The organism is Hymenobacter qilianensis (assembly GCF_014638675.1).
Taxonomy (GTDB): domain Bacteria; phylum Bacteroidota; class Bacteroidia; order Cytophagales; family Hymenobacteraceae; genus Hymenobacter; species Hymenobacter qilianensis.
Genome location: NZ_BMFN01000001.1, coordinates 709,428 through 729,179 on the forward strand (window position 1 = coordinate 709,428; position 19,752 = coordinate 729,179).

Below are 19,752 nucleotides of genomic sequence, written 5' to 3' on the forward strand. Positions count from 1 at the left end.
ACCTAAATAAGAAGTCAAGAAATACCTTCAAGGCTAACATTCAGGTTAAACACTCCGATAACAGCCCGAAAGATAAGCTCTTTTCAATTGTATAAAAATTCTATTCGCCGAACTCGCTTATTTACTCGGTGAATATTACGTTTTGAGGTACAACTTTTTAAGCAACCAGCCGACCTACAGCGTTTACGTAACGCTAAACCAGATTAAGCCGGCTCATCAAGATTGACTTGTAGGAGTTGCCGATGGGAATTGGCAACGTATTGCTTCCACTATCAGAATGCCAGTTGCGGGCGCCAGCAATAAGTGCAGAATCAGCTTCAATGGCCACAATGCAATCGAGTCGTACAATGTATTTGCGGTGTACACGCACAAAATCACGGGCCGGTAGCTTCGCCTCCAACTCCTTCATCGTGCTGTACACAGTATACCGCTCCTTTGCTACGTAGATATTCACATAGTCGCCGAGGGCCTCGACATAGCGTATATCAGCCGTTTCTACCCGCAAGAGCTTGTTTTCCTGCTTAATAAAAATCTCGGCCTTGCTGCCCATATATAAGGACTCCGCCGCGTCGTTGGCCATGCGCAAGAGGCCGTCCAGCTTGCGTTGCTCCTGCTCTAGCTGCTGGCGCGCCCGGCGCAGCTCCAGGTGCGATACTACTTCGCGGGCCACAATGCGGAGGGCATTTCGCTGGGCATCGGTGAGGCGGTGAGGTACCGTGTCGAGGGCGCAAATGGTGCCTAGCGGAACTCCTTCAGGCGTTATGAGCGGAGCGCCCGCATAGAAGCGAATACTTGGCGAAGCCGTTACCAGCGGATTATCGCAAAACATCGGATCCTTGGTGGTGTCCTCAATTTCGAACACATCTTCTCCCAGTATCGTGTGCTGACAAAAGGCCACATCCCGATCCGTACTGTCGCTGGCATCCCAACCCACTTTAGCCTTAAACCATTGCCTTTCCGCGTCTATCAGGGATACCAGAGAAATAGGCGTTCCGCAGATAAAGCCCGCTAATTGCGCCAGATCGTCGAACACCTGTTCAGGGGGCGTATCCAGAATCTGATAATTGCGCAGTACTTCCAGTCGCACGGCCTCACTTTCTTTACCCAACGCGGCAAAGGGAAGTGAAGAAGCTTTAGTGGACGGAACTGGCTTGGCAGGCATAGGAAAAGGGAAAGGCGGGAAATAACACTAATACTTTGATTTCAAACGCATTTAGCCATCACAAAGTAATCATACTTACGCTACGAAACTGCGATTCAAACCGATGAAATTAGACTTTTGCACGTTAAAACATTTTAACGTTCACGACAGGCAACTTTTTAATACGGCAAAAACACGAGCAACGGATTTAGGTTCGGCGAAAAAGCCCCCCACCTGTTACCAAGCTAAAGTGGTTATCCGCAGCAATTTTTAAAATTAACCGGTACCTTTACCAATCCTGTCGCATACCGACTTGCGTATACTTGGTTTGTTCCTCCCAAACGGCCTGAGCGCCTCTCCATTATGACATTTGGTTCGCTTTTCCTGATTGGCAACTTCGGTACAACCGAGATACTGCTGATCTTATTCGTCATTATTTTACTCTTCGGGGCCCGCAAGATTCCGGAGCTGGCCAAAGGCCTTGGCAAAGGTATCCGCGAGTTTAAGGATGCCACCAAAGAAGATAAGCCTGAGTTTCGGGACCGGCCGGTGAATCCGAATGACCCTACCAACACTCGATTGTAAGTAGTAGCCATGAGCACTCCTCTTTTCCTGTTCTTAGGCGACCTTGGCGGCGGCGAAATCATGCTGATTCTGGTCGTTATTCTCATCTTCTTCGGGGCAAATAAAATCCCGGAGCTGGCGCGTGGCCTCGGCAAAGGTATCCGCGAGTTTAAGGATGCCTCCAGCGAAATTCGCAGCGAGATTGAAAACGCGGGTCTGCCAAAGCAAAACCAGCCGTATCAGCAGCCCACTGCTTATGCTGCTCCCAGCGTTCCAAGCTATGACACAGCTCAGCAACCATCTTCTGCTGATCAGCCTGCTGTAACCACTATGACCTCGATGGAACATCCTGTTACCGGAACGAGCATAGCACAGCCTGCTGACGGTGAAATTGCCCCCCAGCCTGCTCCCGAGCGGCCCCGCCTCGACCAGTCATCCAATTGATTGCCCGTATCCTTTGAGACGTTTTAATTCACTTACCGAAGTTCGCGACGAGCTGACGGCAGGCACTACCACCTGTCGTCAGCTCGTGGAGTATTATCTGGATAACATTCAGAAGCATAGCCATCTGAATGCTTTCCTCGAAGTATTCACTGATGAAGCGTTGGCTCAGGCCGACGCTGTAGATGTCAAGCTGGCGGCAGGTACCGCCGGGAAGCTGGCGGGTATGGTTATCGGTTTGAAAGACGTGCTGGCTTACAAAGACCACGCGCTACAGTCCAGCAGCCATATTCTCGACGGCTTCAAGTCGCTTTACACCGGTACGGCCGTGCAGCGCCTGCTTGATGCTGATGCCATCATTATTGGCCGGCAAAACTGCGATGAGTTTGCGATGGGCGCCTCCAACGAGACGTCTTATTTCGGGCCCGCTCGCAATGCCATCGACCCGGACCGGGTACCCGGCGGCTCTTCAGGTGGCTCAGCCGTTGCCGTACAGGCCGATCTGTGCTTGGCTTCCATTGGCTCCGATACGGGTGGGTCGGTGCGTCAGCCGGCCGCTTTCTGCGGGATAGTAGGGTTTAAACCTACTTATTCACGAATTTCCCGCTATGGATTGGTGGCCTACGCGTCTTCTTTTGATCAAATAGGTACGCTAACGCATTCCGTTGATGATGCGGCCTTGCTGCTAGAGGTAATGGCGGGCCCCGACAACTTTGATAGTACCGTTAGCCAGCAGCCGGTACCGGCGTACAGTGAGCTACTAACTCCTGCTCCTCATGTACGCATTGGCTACATCCGCGACTGCCTGGAAAGCCCAGGGCTGAACCCAGAAATAAAGGCGGCTACGGAAACTGTTCTTGATGTACTGCGTGGTCAGGGGCATGTGGTGGAGGCAGTTGACTTCCCCTATCTCGACTATATCGTTCCCTCCTACTACATCCTGACCACTGCCGAGGCCAGCTCCAACCTGAGCCGTTACGATGGGGTAAAGTTTGGTTATCGGGCCTCGGATGCAACAGATCTGGAGTCATTGTATAAAAAAACCAGGTCGCAAGGCTTTGGCCCTGAGGTACAACGCCGTATCTTGCTGGGCACCTTCGTATTATCAGCTGATTATTACGATGCTTATTATACCAAAGCTCAACGCGTTCGACGTTTGATCAAAGAGAAAACGGACGAATTATTGCGCCAGTATGATTTCTTGGTGCTTCCGACTACGCCCACCACGGCATTCCGGATTGGGGAAAATGAACAAGATACACTAGCCATGTACCTGGCTGATATTTTCACGGTACAGGCTTCGCTGGCCGGTGTGCCGGCCGTATCAGTACCAGCCGGACACGACGCGGCGGGGTTGCCCATTGGGCTGCAAATTCTGAGCGGAGCTTTCCGCGAGGAACATCTACTGGCCTTCGCCAAATCTGTAACGGAATCGCTCACGCCTGTTTTGCCCTGATGAAAAAATCGTTGTTGCGCACTGCCGTTCTATTTCTGCTGACCCTTGCTGTTGCCCGCCCAGCGGCGGCCCAAAAGCTCGCTAATCCGAAACCGGACGTTCAGCGTGCCAACTACGATACGACCCGCGTGTCTATCGAGCTGCTGCCGGACACGCTCGTGTTCATCGAGCCTGTATTGATTGATACAGCCCGGCTTCGCTGGCTGCAAAAGCCCCCCGCCGTTCGCGACCTTGTTGCTGATCGTATTGCCTGTCTGGAAACCGACGTGCCGCATACGTTCAACAACTCCGTTATGAGCTTTGTGGACTACTTTACCGTACGCAACCGAACGTATACGCAGCGCATTCTGGAGCGGCAGAACCTGTATTTCCCGCTGTTTGAGAAATATCTGGCTAAGTACAACCTGCCGCAGGATTTGAAATATCTGGCAGTAGTGGAATCGGCGTTGCTACCGCAGGCGAAGTCGCGGGTAGGTGCGCTGGGCTTGTGGCAGTTCATGGGCCCTACCGCCAGCGACCTCCGGCTCGTGCGCAATGAGTATGTGGATGAGCGCATGGACCCCGAGAAATCGACGGAGGCGGCCTGCAAGTACCTGCGCGACTTATACCGCATGTTTGGCGATTGGGAACTGGTGTTGGCTGCCTATAACTACGGCTCCGGCAACATTCGCCGCGCCATTGTCAAGTCAGGCGGCAAGCGCGATTTCTGGGCTATTTACCCTTATCTGCCGAAAGAGACGCGCAACTACGTACCAACGTTCACGGCTACTTTCTATTCGCTGCAATACGCGCGGGAGCACAGGCTGCACTCGGATTCGCTACGGTACCAATATCCGGAGCCGATGGACACGCTGCTTATTTCGGGCCGGTCGTTGGATTTGCGCAAGTTTTCGGCTCAGTTTGGGCTCGATTCGGCCGCTGTTTCGCGCTACAATCCTGAGTTGCGCAAACCCTACATTCCCGAAACGCTTCGCAATTATTCCCTGAAAGTGCCCGTGCGGGTGCGGCAGGAATTAGCTGCTCAGGACCGAAACCTGTTTCTGGATTTTTGCAAAGTATCGGTACCGCCACCCTCTCCTCTCACGCCTCGCTTGCCTGATTTCCAGGGCTTTGGCTTCAGCTCTACGGCTGTAGCAGCCAACAGTAAACCGGCACCAACCGAGCCACGCCAGCGCAAAGTGCGTCATACGGTGAAGCGCGGCGAGACGGTTCGAGCCATAGCGGCCCGCTATGATGTAACAACGACTCAACTGGCCCGCTGGAACAGCTTGCAGCGTGGCAAGGCGCTAGTGCCAAAGCAACAGCTGGTTGTTCTGCTGCCAGTCACTGAAAAGGCTGCGCCAAGCACAAAGATGGTGGCTGCTAACCGGCTGGTGGTGCCCGAAAAGCTACCATTGATGGCCGTAAAAATGCCCCCCACAGTAGCAAAAACCGTGTCAGCGAGGCCTGCTCAAGCTTCAATAGCTGAAGCAGTTGAGGAAGAAGAGGATCCAGCTACTATAGCTATAGCGGAGCAGAATGTAGCTGCTCCCAGCAGCAAGGCTGTTGCGTTGAAGCCGGTAGCGGCTACAGCTAAAGTTGATTCGGGCGTAGTAGCCACCGGTACTACGTTTGCTGCCACTACCGAAACAGCGCAGGATAGCCTGCCCACCGAGTACATCGTGCGCAAAGGTGACTTTCTGGAGAAGCTGGCTCGCACTAAAGGGGTAAGCGTGGCGCAGCTCATGGCTTGGAATCAGTTGAAGTCAGTGGGCTTATCGCCGGGTCAGAAGCTGATTTTTTATATGCCCGCCAACGCGGAATCTCTAGCCCAAAATGCCCCCCAGCCCACTGAGGAGCCAGCCCCGCGCGTAGCGTCGACCAAGCCCAGCCCCAAAGTGTCATCCACCAGCGCCGCTATGAAGAAGGTACATCTGGTGCAGCCCGGCGATACGCTCTACAACATCTCACGCCGCTACGAGGGCGTAACGGTGGACCAGTTGCGGAAGCTCAACAACCTGAAGTCAGACGCGGTGAAGCCCGGCCAACAGTTGATTGTAGCTCGGTAAGCACCCTAATATTGTAGTCCTGTTATTCAAAAAAAGCCCCCCAGACCCTGTGCTGGGGGGCTTTTATGAATATAGATGTCTTACCTCAACTTTGATTCGGGGCAAATTCGCCCCAACTTGCTTATTCGTTGCCTCGCCCGGCACCTCTCACCCGACCCTCTCTAGTAATGCTGAAAATCAACAAACAGGAAGCCCTCGACTACCATTCCCGTACCCCCGCGGGCAAGATTGAAGTGGTGCCCACCAAGCCTCTAAGCACGCAACTCGATCTGGCATTAGCCTACTCGCCCGGCGTAGCAGAGCCTTGCTTGGCTATTGCCGCCAACAAAGAGGAGGTCTATAAATACACGGCCAAAGGCAACCTGGTAGGCGTAATTTCAAATGGTACGGCGGTGCTTGGTTTGGGCAACATTGGGCCCGACGCATCCAAGCCCGTGATGGAAGGCAAAGGCGTACTGTTCAAGAAATTCGCGGGCATAGACTGCTTCGATATTGAGATTGACGCCACTGATCCGGATGAGTTTATTCGCATCGTAAAGTCCTTGGAGCCCACGTTTGGCGGCATCAATCTGGAGGATATTAAGGCGCCGGAGTGCTTCCGGATTGAGACGGAACTGCGGGAGAAAATGAACATCCCGCTCATGCACGACGATCAGCACGGCACAGCCATTATTTCGTCGGCGGCGCTGCTGAACGCGCTGGAAGTTGTAGACAAAAAGATTGACGAGATTAAGCTGGTCGTCAGTGGCGCTGGGGCAGCGGCTATTTCGTGTCTGCGTTTGTACTTAGCGCTGGGGCTTAAGGTCGAGAACGTCGTAGTATTTGATATCAAAGGCGTTATCAACGCGGAGCGCACCGATCTGGCCGACTTGCAGATGCAGTTTGCCACCCAGCGCGCTGTCACTTCGCTTGCCGAAGCGCTGGAAGGAGCCGATGTATTTCTGGGTTTGTCGGCGGCTAATGTGCTGCCGCCCGAGCTGCTGCTGCGCATGGCCGACAATCCTATCGTATTTGCCCTAGCTAACCCAAACCCGGAGATTGAATACGAAGTAGCCATGGCCACCCGGCCCGACCTGATTATGGCTACTGGTCGCTCCGATCATCCGAATCAGGTAAACAACGTGCTTGGCTTTCCCTACATCTTCCGGGGAGCTTTGGACGTGCGCGCCACTGAAATCAATGAAGCCATGAAGCTGGCGGCCGTGCAGGCGCTGGCGCAGCTGGCCAAGGAGCCCGTGCCAGATATGGTGAATAAAGCCTACGGAGACAATACGCTGGCTTTTGGCCGGACATACCTAATTCCTAAGCCTCTTGATCCTCGCCTGATTACGACCATCTCGCCGGCGGTGGCACGCGCTGCCATGGAAAGCGGCTCAGCGCGCCAGTCCATCACCGATTGGCAGGGCTATGAGGATGATTTGCGGGCTCGACTGGGTGTAAATCAGAAGCTGATGAACCGCATCACCAGCGCTGCCCGCTCCAATCCGAAGCGCGTGGTATTTGCGGAAGCCGATACCTATAAGGTGCTCAAAGCCGCTCAGATTCTGCACGATGAGGGCATTGCTTTCCCCATTCTGCTCGGCAACCGCAAGAAAATTGACGAGATAGCCCGCGCCAACAGCCTCGATCTGGAAGGCTGTCAGATTATTGATATTCTGGAAGAAAACGATCAGCGGGCCGAGTTTGCTGAGCTGCTTTTTCAGAAGCGGAAGCGGCGCGGCATCACCCTCTACGAAGGTCGTCGATTGCTACGCGAGCGCAATTACTACGGTGCTATGATGCTCGAAACCGGGCAGGCCGATGCCTTTATCACTGGTCTAACCAAAGATTATGGTCAGTCAATTACGCCGGCCTTACAGGTTATTGGGGTGGAAGATGGCGTGCAGCGCGTGGCAGGCATGTACATTATTCAGCACCGCAAGGGCCCATTCTTCTTCGCAGATACTACCGTAAACATCGACCCTACGGCCGAGGAAATGGTGGATATCATTGGTCTGACGGCACGTGGAGTACGCTTTTTCGACACCGAGCCTCGCATTGCCGTGCTTAGCTACTCCAACTTTGGCTCAAACCGCGGCGCTTTGCCCGATAAAGCTCGCTTGGCCACCGAGTTAGCTAAAAAGCGCTACCCAGATCTGATTCTGGATGGCGAGATGCAGGCCAATACGGCCTTAAATCCTCAGCTTCTGCGGGAGCATTATCCGTTCTCAGAACTAGCCGAGCATGGGGCTAATACGCTGATTTTCCCGAATGTGGTATCGGGCAATATTGCCTACAAAGTGCTACAGGAAATAGGTGGCGCCGAGGTAATAGGCCCTGTACTGATGGGAATGCGCAAACCCGTCCATGTGCTTCAGCTCGGCGCTTCGGTGCGCGAGATTGTGAATATGACGGCTATAGCCGTGGTTGATGCTCAGACTTATAATAAGCCGTTATAAGTCAGCATGATTTAGATAACTTAGCCAACTAGAAGCAGATTCTTTTGCTAATATTATTGGTTAATGGCTAAATTATTTTGCTTTTGAGGAGACATTAACTTACTATTTGTGTGTTGAAACTAGAGCATCTTTCAACACACAAATCTTACACTCAATCCCCTTTTATGATTGCTTATCTCGACGGTACCCTTGCCTACAAAGACCCTGCTTTAGCCATTATGGATGTGAGCGGTGTGGGCTATGAGGTAAGGATTTCATTGGCTACTTATTCAAAGCTTCCCGCCGAAGGCGAAAAAGCAAAAATCTATACCTACCAGCACATCAAGGAAGATATACAGGCTCTCTACGGCTTCCTCGATCCGAACGAAAAAGTGCTGTTTATGCTGCTGATTTCGGTATCAGGTATTGGGCCGGGCACAGGAATCGTGATGGTATCGAGCATGGGCGTGGGTGCCATTCGGCAGGCCATTATTCAGGAAGATGTGCGGTCCATTCAAAGCATCAAGGGAGTAGGCCCAAAAACGGCTCAGCGGGTGGTGCTGGAGCTTAAAGACAAGCTACGCAAAGACGAATTACTGGCCAAAGCCGGCATCGATACGGTGCCACTGGCGCGGGCGCACAATACCAACCGCAGCGAAGCGTTAGCCGCTCTAGTCACGTTGGGATTTGCCCGGTCGGCGGCGGAAAAAACGCTGGAGACCATTCAGCACCGTCACGGTAATGATCTGAGCGTGGAGGAATTGATTAAATTTGCCTTGAAGTCGAATTAGGTTTACTCTCCGGCTGCTCGCCTGCCCGTCTTTTTTAGTCTCCCTTGACCCACGGTAAGAAGTCTCTCGCCGCCTCTATAGTCGTTGTCGCGTCATTGCTGACTTGGTTATCGCAGGCTGAACCTACCGAAGCCCACCCGTTTGCCCTGCGCCAGCTTTGGAGCTGGCTGCCGGCGGCTAGCCGGCCAGACATATCCATAGTACCCGATACGCCGCGCACCGTACTGCCCGATACGAGCATTTACCGCTCCAGCCGGCGGCCCAAAATTGCCCCCCAGGACCGTATTGGCTCCCCGCTTTCGCCCCAGCGCCGCCGGTCGCCGCTGCTGCTGGACTTGCCTTCAAACGTGAATGTGGAGGTGACGCCCGATGACAGTCTCCAAAATTATGATATCCGGGAGAGCGTCGGGTCGGACATTGATTTTCGCGACCCGACGCGCGTCAGCTTTGAGGAATACTCGCGCTATCAGCAGCAGCGCGTGGTGCGCGACTATTTTCGCACGCGCTCGGCCGGCTTGGATGGGGAAAGTGTAACGGGCTCGCGTCGCCTCATTCCGCGCATTTACTTAGGTCCTATTGCGGACCGCATTTTTGGCGGCAGCTACGTGGATATCAAGCCCCAGGGTGCCGTGACGCTGCGAGCAGGCGCGCGCTTCAACCGCAACCGTAATCCCGCCCTTACCCTGCGGCAGCAGCGCGTGGGCGACTTCGAGTACGATCAGAACCTGAACCTAAATGTGACAGGTCAGATCGGGGAAAAGCTGCGCCTCACGTTTAACTACGACACCAAAGCGGCCTTTGATTTCGAGAACAACATGAAGCTCGATTATACGGGCTACGAAACCGATATTATCCGCAAGGTGGAGCTGGGCAACGTGAGCTTGCCGTTGAACAACTCCCTAGTGCAGGGGGGGCAAAATTTGTTTGGTATTAAGACCCAGCTGCAGTTTGGCAAGCTGGGTATCACGGCGGTTGCCAGTACGTTGCGCGGCACCGCTGATGAGGTGCGGGTGCAGAATGGCGCACAGAGCCGCTTATTTGAATTAAAGGCCAGCCAATACGAACGCGACCGGCACTTTTTCCTGTCGCACTTTTTCCGCGAGCGCTACGATGCGGCGCTGCGCAACCTGCCTACGGTACAGTCGGGTATTGAGATCCGGCGCCTGGAGGTGTACGTGACCAATGACAACCGCACCACGGATAACCTACGCAACGTGGTGACACTGATGGACTTGGCTGAGCCGACGCGCGTGTATCGACAGCAGTTTCAGAACCCTAGCCCGCGTGTAGTAGCCACCAACAACGCTAACAGTGAATTCAACGCGCTAGCGAATGGCGGAGCCCAAGTCCGCGGCGAGCTAACCGTAGATAACTTCCTGGCCGGCCTGAATCTGGAAAAAACAGTTGATTTCGAGCGTGTTAGGGCCCGTAAACTGGACCCACGCGAGTACACGTTTAATGCCCAGCTTGGTTATTTAAGCCTAAATACCGCGCTGCTGCCGGAGCAGGTGTTGGGCGTGTCATACGAGTACCTTTATAACGGCGAGGTATACAAAGTAGGTGAGTTGGTTGAGGATTATGCCAACGTTCGGCAGGATGAGGTGATATTCTTGAAGATGCTGAAGGCCACCAACCCCGGGGTGGGTTTAGCTAATCCGGCCGCGAATCCTAGCAATCCAAACCTGGCCAGCGGCAACCTGCCTACTTGGGACTTGATGATGAAAAACGTCTATCCTCTCAATGCCAGCCAGCTCAACCGCGACAACTTTCAGCTTCAGGTAATTTATAAAGATGACCAAACGGGTGTCGATTTGATTTCACTGAAGGAAGGTGAACGGATTGCCAATCGCCCCCTAATTGAGGTGCTGAACTTGGATAACGTCAACCCCAACAACGACCAGAATCCCGACGGCAACTTCGACTTCATTTCCGGCATTACCATCGACCCGGAACAAGGCAAGATTATCTTTCCAGTAGTAGAGCCCTTTGGTAGTTATTTACAAGCCCAGTTCACTCCTACTGAGACTGCCCTGATTGAGAAATACGTGTACAATGAGTTGTATACGCAGGTGCAAAGCGATGCCCAGCAGGTGCAGGTAAAGGATAAGTTCTTTCTCAAAGGGCGTTTCCAAGCCACGGCTACCGACGAAATTGCCTTGCCCGGTATTCGGGTGGCACCGGGCTCGGTGCGGGTGCGCTCGGGCAGCACTTTGCTGGAAGAAGGCCGTGACTACCAGGTTTTCTACGATCAGGCGAAGGTCAAGATTCTCAATCCTAGCTACCTGAACTCCGCCAACGAGCTGCGGGTAGAATTTGAGAAAGACGCCGTCGTGCAGATTCAGCCGCGTCGGTTGGTGGGTGCCCGCTTCGATTATCGCCTGAACCAGGACATAAACTTTGGTGCCACGGTGCTGCACCTGCGCGAAAATCAAGCGCCCGGTATCAACCGCGTCAGCATCGGCGACGAGCCGGGCAACAATACCATCTACGGCCTCGACGTGAACATGCGCCGCGACTCGCGGGTGCTGACCAAGTACCTGGATATGCTGCCACTGATTGCCACGAAGGAGCCCTCCTCAGTAGCGTTCAGCGGGGAGTTTGCACGACTGGTACCGGGCCGCTCGCAGCTGGGCCGCGGCGAAAACGGCGTCTCCTACATCGACGACTTCGAAACGGCCCGCACTCCTTATTCACTAGGTGGCCTGAACGGAAACATTGCCTGGCGCCTGGCTGCTACTCCACTGCCTTTGCAGGGGGCAAATCCGGATGGATTGTCGTCGGCATACCGGCGGGCGAAGCTGGCTTGGTACACTATTGATCAGACCTATTATACGAGTGGGCAGAGCAAGCCGCAGAACATTTCCAGCAACGACCCCAGCCTGAGCAACCACTACACTCGTGGTATTGAGCGGAGCGAGATTTTCCCTAACCGCGACTTAGGTGCCACCGGCAACAGCTTCGAGTTCAGCTTTGACATGGCGTATTATCCGGGCGAGCGGGGGCAGTATAACTACACGCCGGAGGTATCAACGACCGATGAGCGCAAGTTTGCCAACCAGGCACCAGCGGCCAATGCGGCGCGGTATGGCGGCATCAGCCGGGAAATCACCTTCGATACGGACTTCGACAACGCCAACGTAGAGTACCTGGAGTTCTGGCTGATGGACCCTTTCATTGCCGGGCCCAACGGACAGATTAACGACTCCGAAAATGCCCCCCAGAACAACACCACCGGCGGTGACCTGTATCTGAACCTGGGGTCGGTGTCGGAAGATGTGCTCAAGGATGGGCGGCACGAGTTTGAGAACGGCCTGCCTGATGGCGCCAGCATTACGAATGCCGATGCGCAGCAGGGCATCTGGGGCCGCGTAACGCGTCAGCAATTTATTACCGATGCCTTTAGCTCGGCTCCCGGCGGGCGCGAGTTGCAGGACATTGGTCTGGATGGTTTTAATGATACGGATGAGAAAACCTTCTTCCAGGGGGTATATTCTCAGTTTGCTGACCCCTCTGCCGACAACTTTCGCCATCACCTCGATGGCTATTACAACTCGGAGGGCCGCGACGTAAAGATTCTGGGTCGCTACAAGAACTTCAATGGCATGGAAGGCAACTCGAACGGCGACGCTCAGCAGAGTTCGACCGCTTTCCCTGACAAGGAAGATCTGAACCGCGACAATGCTATTTCAGACCAGGAGCGCTACTATGAGTACCGGATTCGGCTCCAGCCGGGGCAGTTAGCGGTAGGTCAGAACTACATCATCGACAAAATCACCAAACAGAGAAACGGCAATGATGTATCGTGGTATCAGTTTCGGATACCGGTGCGTCAGTATTCGGCGGTGCGTGGCACTCAGAACGGGCAGCCTTTCGGGTTCAAATCTATCCGCTTCGTGCGGATGTATATGACCCAGTGGCAGCAGCCCGCGGTGCTGCGCCTGGTGCAGCTACAGTTTGTGGCCAACCAGTGGCGCCGCTTCCTGACTACTATTGCTGAGCCCGGCCGCCCAAACATCAACACCGATACTGACGCTGACGCCTTCGACATTTCCACGGTAAGCCTAGAAGAGAACGGCTTGGCCGCGGGCGCCGACCAGATTCCGTACGTTTTGCCCCCCGGCATCGAGCGTGACCGCGAATACGGCTCCAGCACCGTGAATCGTCAGCAGAACGAGCAGTCGTTGCGCTTGTGCGTGGAAGGCCTGCGCGATGGCTACGGCAAGGCAGCGTATAAGAATATCAGCATCAACATGCTACGCTACAAGCAGCTGCGCTTGTTTTTGCACGCCGAAAGCCAGGACCAAAGCATTCAGGATGGTCAGGTACGCGGCTTTATCCGCATCGGCACCGACTATACCCAGAACTACTACGAATACTCTGTTCCCCTCAAATTAACCCGCCCCGGCCTCACGGGTCAGCGCGATATCTGGCCTTTGGAAAATGAGGTTCAGATTTCTTTACAGCAGTTCGTTGATGCCAAAGCGGAGCGTAATGCAGCCGGCGTGGCGTTCAACGTGCCGTTTGTGAAGACTGTAATTGGTCAGAACGGGGTAGAGGCTCAAATTACCATTGTGGGCAACCCCGATTTCAGTGCGGTGCAGGGGGCAATGATTGGTATTCTTAATCCCACCGACGACAATGCGCCCAAGTCGATCTGTTTATGGGCTGATGAGTTCCGGGTGTTTGACTTCGACCGTGAATCGGGTTACGCCGCTACAGCCCGCTTCAATACCAAGCTGGCCGATCTGGCCAATATCACGGCTACGGGCAGCTTTACATCGGTGGGCTTTGGTGGCTTGCAGGATCGGCCCAGCCAACGCTCACTGGACAACGTCAGCCGCGGCGACTTGAACGCGACCATAGCGGCCGAGAAGTTCTTCCCCGAAAAGCTGGCCCTGCGCGTGCCTGTGCTGCTTCAGGCCGGCACGGAAAGCCGCGTACCAAAATACGACCCACTCGACCCGGACACGGAGCTCACGCAGTCGTTGCAAAAGTTTGATAGCGAGTCGGCGCGCTCTGACTACCGCAGAGAGGTAATCGACCAGACCAGCAGTAAAAGCATCAGTATATTAAATGTGCGGAAAGAGCGCACCAACACGGAGCGCAAGGTGCGCCCCTACGATATAGAGAACCTGGCTTTGAGCTATTCGCTCACGGAGCGTCGGCACACCGACATCGTAACGGACCGCGACTTTACGCGCACCTACAACGGGGCGCTGGCTTACATCTACCAGACCACGCCCCGTAGCTACACGCCGCTGGCCAATGTAAAGGCGCTGGACTCACCGTATCTGAAGATTTTCCAGGAACTGAATTTCACGCCGACTCCCAGCCGATTCTCCTTTCGCGCTGATCTGGACAGACGATATAATGAGCGCTTCCTCCAACGCACACAGATACCTGGTCAGGTACCGACTACCGCCGGAATTCCAGGTGTATTCCTGAAGAGCTTTTTCTTTAACCGGATCTACGACCTGAAGTGGGATTTGACAAAAAGTCTTATTCTGGACTATACCGCCACCAACCGCGGAGTAATTGATGAAGGTCCGGGCCGTGTACTGGGCGAAAGCCCCGAGGCTGAGCGTAACCGGGAGCTGCTGCGCCGCAACTTGTTTGAGAGAGGAGGCCGCACCACAAACTTCAACCAGACTATCGCCCTCACCTACCGGCTGCCGCTGGACAAGTTCCCGCTCACCGACTGGTTAACCGCCGACACGCGCTACGAAGCTAACTACACGTGGCAGGCGGCTTCCACTGCGTTGCGGGCGCCAGTCAACCCGTCCAACTTCGCCGACACCACCACCATTCCGCTCAACCTGGGCAATACCATTCAAAACAATGGTGCCTTTAGTGCCAACGGCCGCATCGATTTGGTGAAGCTGTATAACAAGGTGCGCTTTCTGAATATTATCAATAACGCGCCGCCGCCAACGGCCCGCGCCGCCACCCAAAATGCCCCACAGCCGGCCAATGGCGCTGTTCCGGCCCCCGCCGATTCGGCCAAGGGACCTGAGCTGCGCTTCCTGAAGGCTGTGTTGCGCTCCCTGATGACGGCTCGCTCCATCAACTTTACGTACACGCTCAGCAACGGCACCCTGCTGCCAGGCTATCTGCCCCGCACCAAGTTTTTCGGGTTGGACAGCGACTTCGATGCGCCTGGTGTACCCTTCCTGCTTGGCCGTCAGTACGACCTCGATGCATTGTATGACCGGGCCGCTGGCCGTGGCTGGTATACCCAGCGTAGCGACCTGTTGAATACGCCGCTGAGTTCGCTACGAACCGATAACATCACCGTACAGACTGCGCTGGAGCCTTTCCGCGACTTCAACATTCGCCTGGATGCCCGTTGGCAGCGAGTACAAAATGAAGATGTATTCTACCGCTTGGCCGTAGACTCAGTATCGCTGCTGCCCCTTCAGGATACCAACGGCAACTTCACGGGTGAACTGGCACGTCGTCAGCGCTTGGGCACGGGCTCTTTCAGCACGTCCATCGTTTCGATTCAAACCTTCTTCGGCGACCGGACGGCTAATGGCACCATTTCACAAGCATTTAACCGCTTTGTCGAGAACCGGGGGCCAATTCAGGAGCGGCTAACGGCGGCCAATAATACACGAGGCACTTACGGCTACAATTCGCAAGACGTACTTTTGCCCGCTTTCCTGGATGCATATCGGGGCAAGTCATCGAGCAACACGAATGATGGAAAGTTTACTCCTTTCCTCAAAATACCGATTCCCAACTGGCGTATCGACTACAATGGGCTAGCTGAGCTGCCTTTCGTGAAGCGCTATTTCCGCTCTGTTACCCTGCGCCACGCTTACAGCTCCATTTATAGTGTAGGTAGTTACGGCACAGCCAGCCAATATCAGAACAAACTTGAGCCAGAAGATTTATCAACGGAAATCAACAGGCTGGAGCAGTTCATTCCATATTACGTCATCGGACAAGTAACTATTGCCGAGCGATTGAGCCCCCTGATTGGCGTTGATTTTCAGACCTTGGAGAAGGTAACGGGCCGGGTGGAATACCGCACGGAGCGTGATATTGGTTTGAATACGACCAATGCGCAAATCACGGAACTGCACACGCAGGAGCTGGTAATTGGTTTCGGTTACGTCACGAATGGGCTTAAGCTGCCTTTCGGATCGGGCAATAATCAGCGTGTACTCAACAACGAGCTGACGGCCCGCCTTGACCTTTCTATCCGCGAAAACACCACCATTCAGCGCACTATTCTGGATGTGGTTGACCCAAGTTCTGGTCAAACTCCTAGCCTGGGTCGCCCGGTTAGCTTAACTACGAATGGCAACCGGCAGGTGCAGCTTCGCCCCACCATTGACTATGTGCTCAATCAGCGCCTGAATCTGCAGTTTTTCTTTACCCGCAACATCTCAGATCCACGCGTGGAGAATGCCTTCAAAACGTCGTCTACCGAGGGCGGTGTGCAATTACGCTACAGCTTAGGGCAGTAAATAAATGGGCAGATGGCTAAATAGTTAGAAGGTTAAACGGCTGATTGTTCTGTTTTCCCATTGAACAATCCACTATTTAGCCAGTTAGCCATTTGCCCATTTAACTCTTACTTTTGCTCTCTCTACCTCTTCAATTTTGTCCCCTATGAATCTTCCCGAAAATCTGAAGTACACCAAAGAGCACGAGTGGGTGCGTGTAGAAGGCGACGTAGCCTACATCGGCATCACCGACCACGCCCAAAAAGAGCTTGGCGACATCGTGTACGTGGACATTGACACCCTCGACAAAGAGGTAGCGCAGAACGAGGTGTTTGGAACAGTAGAAGCCGTAAAAACGGTTTCCGACCTATTTAGCCCTATTTCGGGTACCGTACTGGAAGTAAACAGCCAGCTCGACGGCAGCCCCGAAACCGTAAACTCTGACCCTTACGGCGACGGCTGGATTATTAAAATATCCGTTGCCAACCCCGCCGAAGTAGAAGCGCTGCTGACAGCTGAAGCGTACGGCGAGCTTGTAGGCGCTTAATTTACTCTTGCATTGGCAGTGTCTCCTTCAGCGCCGCCTGCTTCTCCGCGCCGGGCCTATGTGGCCCTACCGGGGACGTGGGCGGCGTTCATTTTGCTCCTGACCCTCACGCCGAGCAAGGATATGCCGGTCACGCCGCGTTGGGAGCTGCTCTCCTTCGATACGGCCGCGCATGCTTTCGTATTTGCGGTGTTGGCAGTGCTCAGCTTTTTCTCGATACGTCGTCAAAGCCGCTTTCCAGGGCTGCGCGCTATGGCTGTGCCCTTCGTTATTATTGGGAGCACTCTGTTTGGTGGGTTGATTGAAGTTCTACAAAGTAGTATGAACCTTGGTCGTCACGGTGAGTGGTCGGATTTGCTCAGTGACGGCATTGGGGCTCTGCTGGGGGGCTTTTTTGCGCAGATTGCTAGTCGGTGGATCAAATAGAAACCCGCCATTCGTCCTTTTTCTAGTCAACAACCAACGCCAAAAAGGTAAAGGACCTAGTGCGGTAACCAAGCAGTTTTTAAGCGCTACTTATGCTGGCTACTCGGCGACTGACCACTCATCTATTATTAGCGGCGATACGGCCAACAGGGTTGCTGGGGGTTTTATGGTTGAGCTTATCAGTTCCAGTATCTGCGCAGGATATGGAGCGTGTTCGCCAGAATATCCGCAACCTCACAGCGCCCGCTATGCATGGGCGCGGCTACGTGCGGCAAGGCGACCAGAAAGCGGCCCACTACTTGCGCCAGCGCTTCCGGCAGCTCAAACTTCAGCCATTAGCGCCTGACTTTACCCAGCCCTTTCCCCTCGACATTAATACCTTTCCCGGAAACTTACGGCTTCAGGCTGGGGGGCAAAGTCTACGGCCCGGTGTCGATTTTATTGCCGAGCCCGCTTCTGGCGGAGGCCGCGTCTCGGGGTCCATTCTGGTTTTAGATACGCTCATCTTCACCAATGAAACTGCCGGGCAACGCTGGCTGGAGCAGAGGCTGGGGGGCAAAATTGTGGTCCTGCGCCAGCGCGATGCGGACCGCCTGCTCACTCTCCCCGACGCCTTCACCCAACATCTTAACCAGGCCGCTGCCCGCCTGACACTGGTTTCCAAGCTAACAGCTTCCTTGGCTGCTTCGCAGGAACCACAGCCTCGCCTGCTCGTTCTGGCTGACCGTTGGCCTGAAAAAGCCCCCCAGGCTACAATTCAGGTAGAGGCGCGCCTCCAGCGCGACTACCGCAGCCAAAACGTGGTTGGCTATGTGCCGGGCCGTACTCAGCCCGACTCATTTCTCATCGTTACGGCTCACTACGACCACTTGGGGCGCATGGGCAAGCAGGCCTACTTTCCGGGTGCCAATGACAATGCTAGCGGCACCGCTATGCTGCTGGAGCTAGCTGCTTATTACACGCAGCCAGCCAATCGGCCCGCATACTCCGTCGTATTTATTGCGTTTGGGGCGGAGGAAGCCGGACTAATAGGTTCCCGCTACTTCGTAGACCATCCTTTGGTGCCACTTACGCAGATAAAGTTTCTGGTTAACCTCGACTTACTGGGCACCGGTGATGAAGGCCTGACAGTAGTGAACGGCCGTCTGCTGCCCAGCGCGTATCAATTGCTAACTAGCCTCAACGAAAAGCAGCACTTCGTTTCTGACATCGCAGCCCGGGGACGCGCGGCTAACTCCGACCATTTTCCTTTTTCAGAGCGTGGGGTACCGGCCTTCTTTCTGTACACACGCGGTGGCATCAAAGCTTACCATGATGTACAGGACCGTGCTGAAACGCTCCCGCTTACAGCTTTTACTGGCGTTTTTGGTTTGGTAAGCGCATTCTTAAATAGCTTGGGAGCCGCGCCCGCGAAATAGCTGCAAAGTTCCGCGATAAGTAAATGAGAGCCACAATAGCATGGCATCACACTGCCTAGCTAATACACTATAGGCTGGTTGAATAGAAAGAAGGGCCTGTTCGGGCCAACAGCTGTTAAAGTAAAAAGCGCTTCGGCCCGGCTGAACTCACATAATGTGAATTCAGCCGGGCCGAAGCGCTTTTTACAAGTAAGCCGAAAAGGCGTACTAATTCGTTTTTACGGAAGCCATGATCTGCTTGGCTACAGCTTCCCACTCTGGCTTCTGACGGTCGGCGCAGGTGAAAGTGCACATGAGCAGCTTGTCTTCAACATCGGTGAAGAAAATCAGCGTGTACACCTCGTGACCTAGCTCGGGCTTCATCAGCTCCATGTAGCCCACCTTGCGGCCGTTGATTTCCTTTACACCGTTCTCAAACCACTTAGCGTCTTTAAACTGCTTTGTATAGGTTTTATAGAACGTAGCTGCGTACATGTCGATCATATCCTGATCGGCAGCATTGTCGGTGTAGTTAAAGGCTAAGCTAGCTTCCTTGCTGTTAGTGAAGATCATGCTCGGCCGACTCTGCGACTTTGCGTAGTTGAACTCCATCTGCTGCTCGCTCATCACCTCAAATCCTTTCGGAATCAGGATCTCAACTCGCTCGCTTAATACACGCTTCTTGATTAGCTCAACTTCAGCGGCTGGCCGGGCTGCCGTCAGAAGAAGGAAGAGGCACAGAACAGGTAATAGTAAGACTTTTCTCATAGCCTTGAACCGAAAAAATGTGAAACTCAAAATAGAGCATTTATCCATGAAAGCAGAAGTAGCTCTGTTTGGATAACACAATTTACGAACCATTTATGAAGACGCAAGCTTATCATGGAAAAATAATTATTCAAGACTGCTAATTATAACTTATTTAAGCATCAAATCTTTCAAAACAGCCTAAAAACAGCGATTTGGTCTTCAACAACTTTTTTTACGTTGGCCGAAAACAAAGATTATGATTCATTTAATTGTTGATAAAGTTATATACTAATTAATATTATAAATATACCATTCCAGAA

General features: G+C 53.8%; 12 protein-coding genes. 10 read left to right on the forward strand and 2 right to left on the reverse strand.

Translation table 11 applies throughout. The annotated features are described in order from the left end of the window. Positions 1-193: 193 nt before the first annotated feature. Positions 194-1,162 (reverse strand): GAF domain-containing DNA-binding protein, encoded by a 969-nt coding sequence (locus IEW06_RS02980; RefSeq protein WP_188547403.1) that lies wholly within the window; start codon positions 1,160-1,162, stop codon positions 194-196. A gap of 342 nt (positions 1,163-1,504) precedes the next feature. Here IEW06_RS02980 and tatA point away from each other — a divergent pair, with 342 nt between their 5' ends. The 10 genes from tatA to IEW06_RS03030 all read left to right on the forward strand — a co-directional run bounded on the left by tatA (position 1,505) and on the right by IEW06_RS03030 (position 18,703). Next, entirely contained in the window at positions 1,505-1,726 is a 222-nt protein-coding gene (gene tatA / locus IEW06_RS02985; RefSeq protein WP_187309769.1) for a twin-arginine translocase TatA/TatE family subunit, read from the forward strand. 9 nt (positions 1,727-1,735) lie between these two features. Further along, positions 1,736-2,149 carry a Sec-independent protein translocase subunit TatA/TatB gene (locus IEW06_RS20905; protein ID WP_308421982.1) on the forward strand — a complete coding sequence of 138 codons (414 nt, stop codon included), beginning with the start codon at positions 1,736-1,738 and terminating at the stop codon, positions 2,147-2,149. A gap of 13 nt (positions 2,150-2,162) precedes the next feature. After that, positions 2,163-3,602 (forward strand): Asp-tRNA(Asn)/Glu-tRNA(Gln) amidotransferase subunit GatA, encoded by a 1,440-nt coding sequence (gatA, locus tag IEW06_RS02995; protein ID WP_187733973.1) that lies wholly within the window; start codon positions 2,163-2,165, stop codon positions 3,600-3,602. Then, complete coding sequence (locus IEW06_RS03000) at positions 3,602-5,650, forward strand: LysM peptidoglycan-binding domain-containing protein (RefSeq protein WP_187733972.1); 2,049 nt, start codon at positions 3,602-3,604, stop codon at positions 5,648-5,650. The genes gatA and IEW06_RS03000 overlap by 1 nt, the downstream gene beginning before the upstream one ends. Positions 5,651-5,817: 167 nt before the next feature. Continuing rightward, positions 5,818-8,088, forward strand: a complete 2,271-nt coding sequence (locus tag IEW06_RS03005; protein ID WP_187733971.1) for an NADP-dependent malic enzyme — start codon at positions 5,818-5,820, stop codon at positions 8,086-8,088. A 164-nt stretch (positions 8,089-8,252) separates the two neighbouring features. After that, the gene (ruvA, locus tag IEW06_RS03010; RefSeq protein ID WP_133271558.1) at positions 8,253-8,858 is read left to right on the forward strand and encodes a Holliday junction branch migration protein RuvA; all 606 of its coding nucleotides are present in this window, start codon (positions 8,253-8,255) and stop codon (positions 8,856-8,858) included. Between the two features lie 95 nt (positions 8,859-8,953). Continuing rightward, positions 8,954-16,333, forward strand: coding sequence for a T9SS outer membrane translocon Sov/SprA (sov, locus tag IEW06_RS03015; RefSeq protein ID WP_188547405.1), 7,380 nt, complete (start codon positions 8,954-8,956; stop codon positions 16,331-16,333). A gap of 145 nt (positions 16,334-16,478) precedes the next feature. Further along, positions 16,479-16,859, forward strand: coding sequence for a glycine cleavage system protein GcvH (gene gcvH / locus IEW06_RS03020; protein ID WP_187733969.1), 381 nt, complete (start codon positions 16,479-16,481; stop codon positions 16,857-16,859). Between the two features lie 18 nt (positions 16,860-16,877). Further along, on the forward strand, positions 16,878-17,285 hold the full coding sequence (locus IEW06_RS03025; protein ID WP_187733968.1) for a VanZ family protein: 408 nt from the start codon (positions 16,878-16,880) through the stop codon (positions 17,283-17,285). Positions 17,286-17,488: 203 nt separating this feature from the next. Next, complete coding sequence (locus IEW06_RS03030; protein ID WP_188547406.1) at positions 17,489-18,703, forward strand: M28 family metallopeptidase; 1,215 nt, start codon at positions 17,489-17,491, stop codon at positions 18,701-18,703. Positions 18,704-18,910: 207 nt separating this feature from the next. Here IEW06_RS03030 and IEW06_RS03035 read toward each other — a convergent pair whose 3' ends face one another. Next, complete coding sequence (locus IEW06_RS03035; RefSeq protein WP_187309761.1) at positions 18,911-19,450, reverse strand: hypothetical protein; 540 nt, start codon at positions 19,448-19,450, stop codon at positions 18,911-18,913. Between the last annotated feature and the right edge of the window lie 302 nt (positions 19,451-19,752).

Coding starts and splice junctions, on each gene's coding strand:
- ruvA (WP_133271558.1), top strand. CDS start 8,253: ATGATTGCTTATCTCGACGGTACCCTTGCCTACAAAGACCCTGCTTTA.
- IEW06_RS03005 (WP_187733971.1), top strand. CDS start 5,818: ATGCTGAAAATCAACAAACAGGAAGCCCTCGACTACCATTCCCGTACC.
- tatA (WP_187309769.1), top strand. CDS start 1,505: ATGACATTTGGTTCGCTTTTCCTGATTGGCAACTTCGGTACAACCGAG.
- IEW06_RS03035 (WP_187309761.1), bottom strand. CDS start 19,450: ATGAGAAAAGTCTTACTATTACCTGTTCTGTGCCTCTTCCTTCTTCTG.
- gcvH (WP_187733969.1), top strand. CDS start 16,479: ATGAATCTTCCCGAAAATCTGAAGTACACCAAAGAGCACGAGTGGGTG.
- IEW06_RS03030 (WP_188547406.1), top strand. CDS start 17,489: ATGGAGCGTGTTCGCCAGAATATCCGCAACCTCACAGCGCCCGCTATG.
- IEW06_RS20905 (WP_308421982.1), top strand. CDS start 1,736: ATGAGCACTCCTCTTTTCCTGTTCTTAGGCGACCTTGGCGGCGGCGAA.
- IEW06_RS02980 (WP_188547403.1), bottom strand. CDS start 1,162: ATGCCTGCCAAGCCAGTTCCGTCCACTAAAGCTTCTTCACTTCCCTTT.
- IEW06_RS03000 (WP_187733972.1), top strand. CDS start 3,602: ATGAAAAAATCGTTGTTGCGCACTGCCGTTCTATTTCTGCTGACCCTT.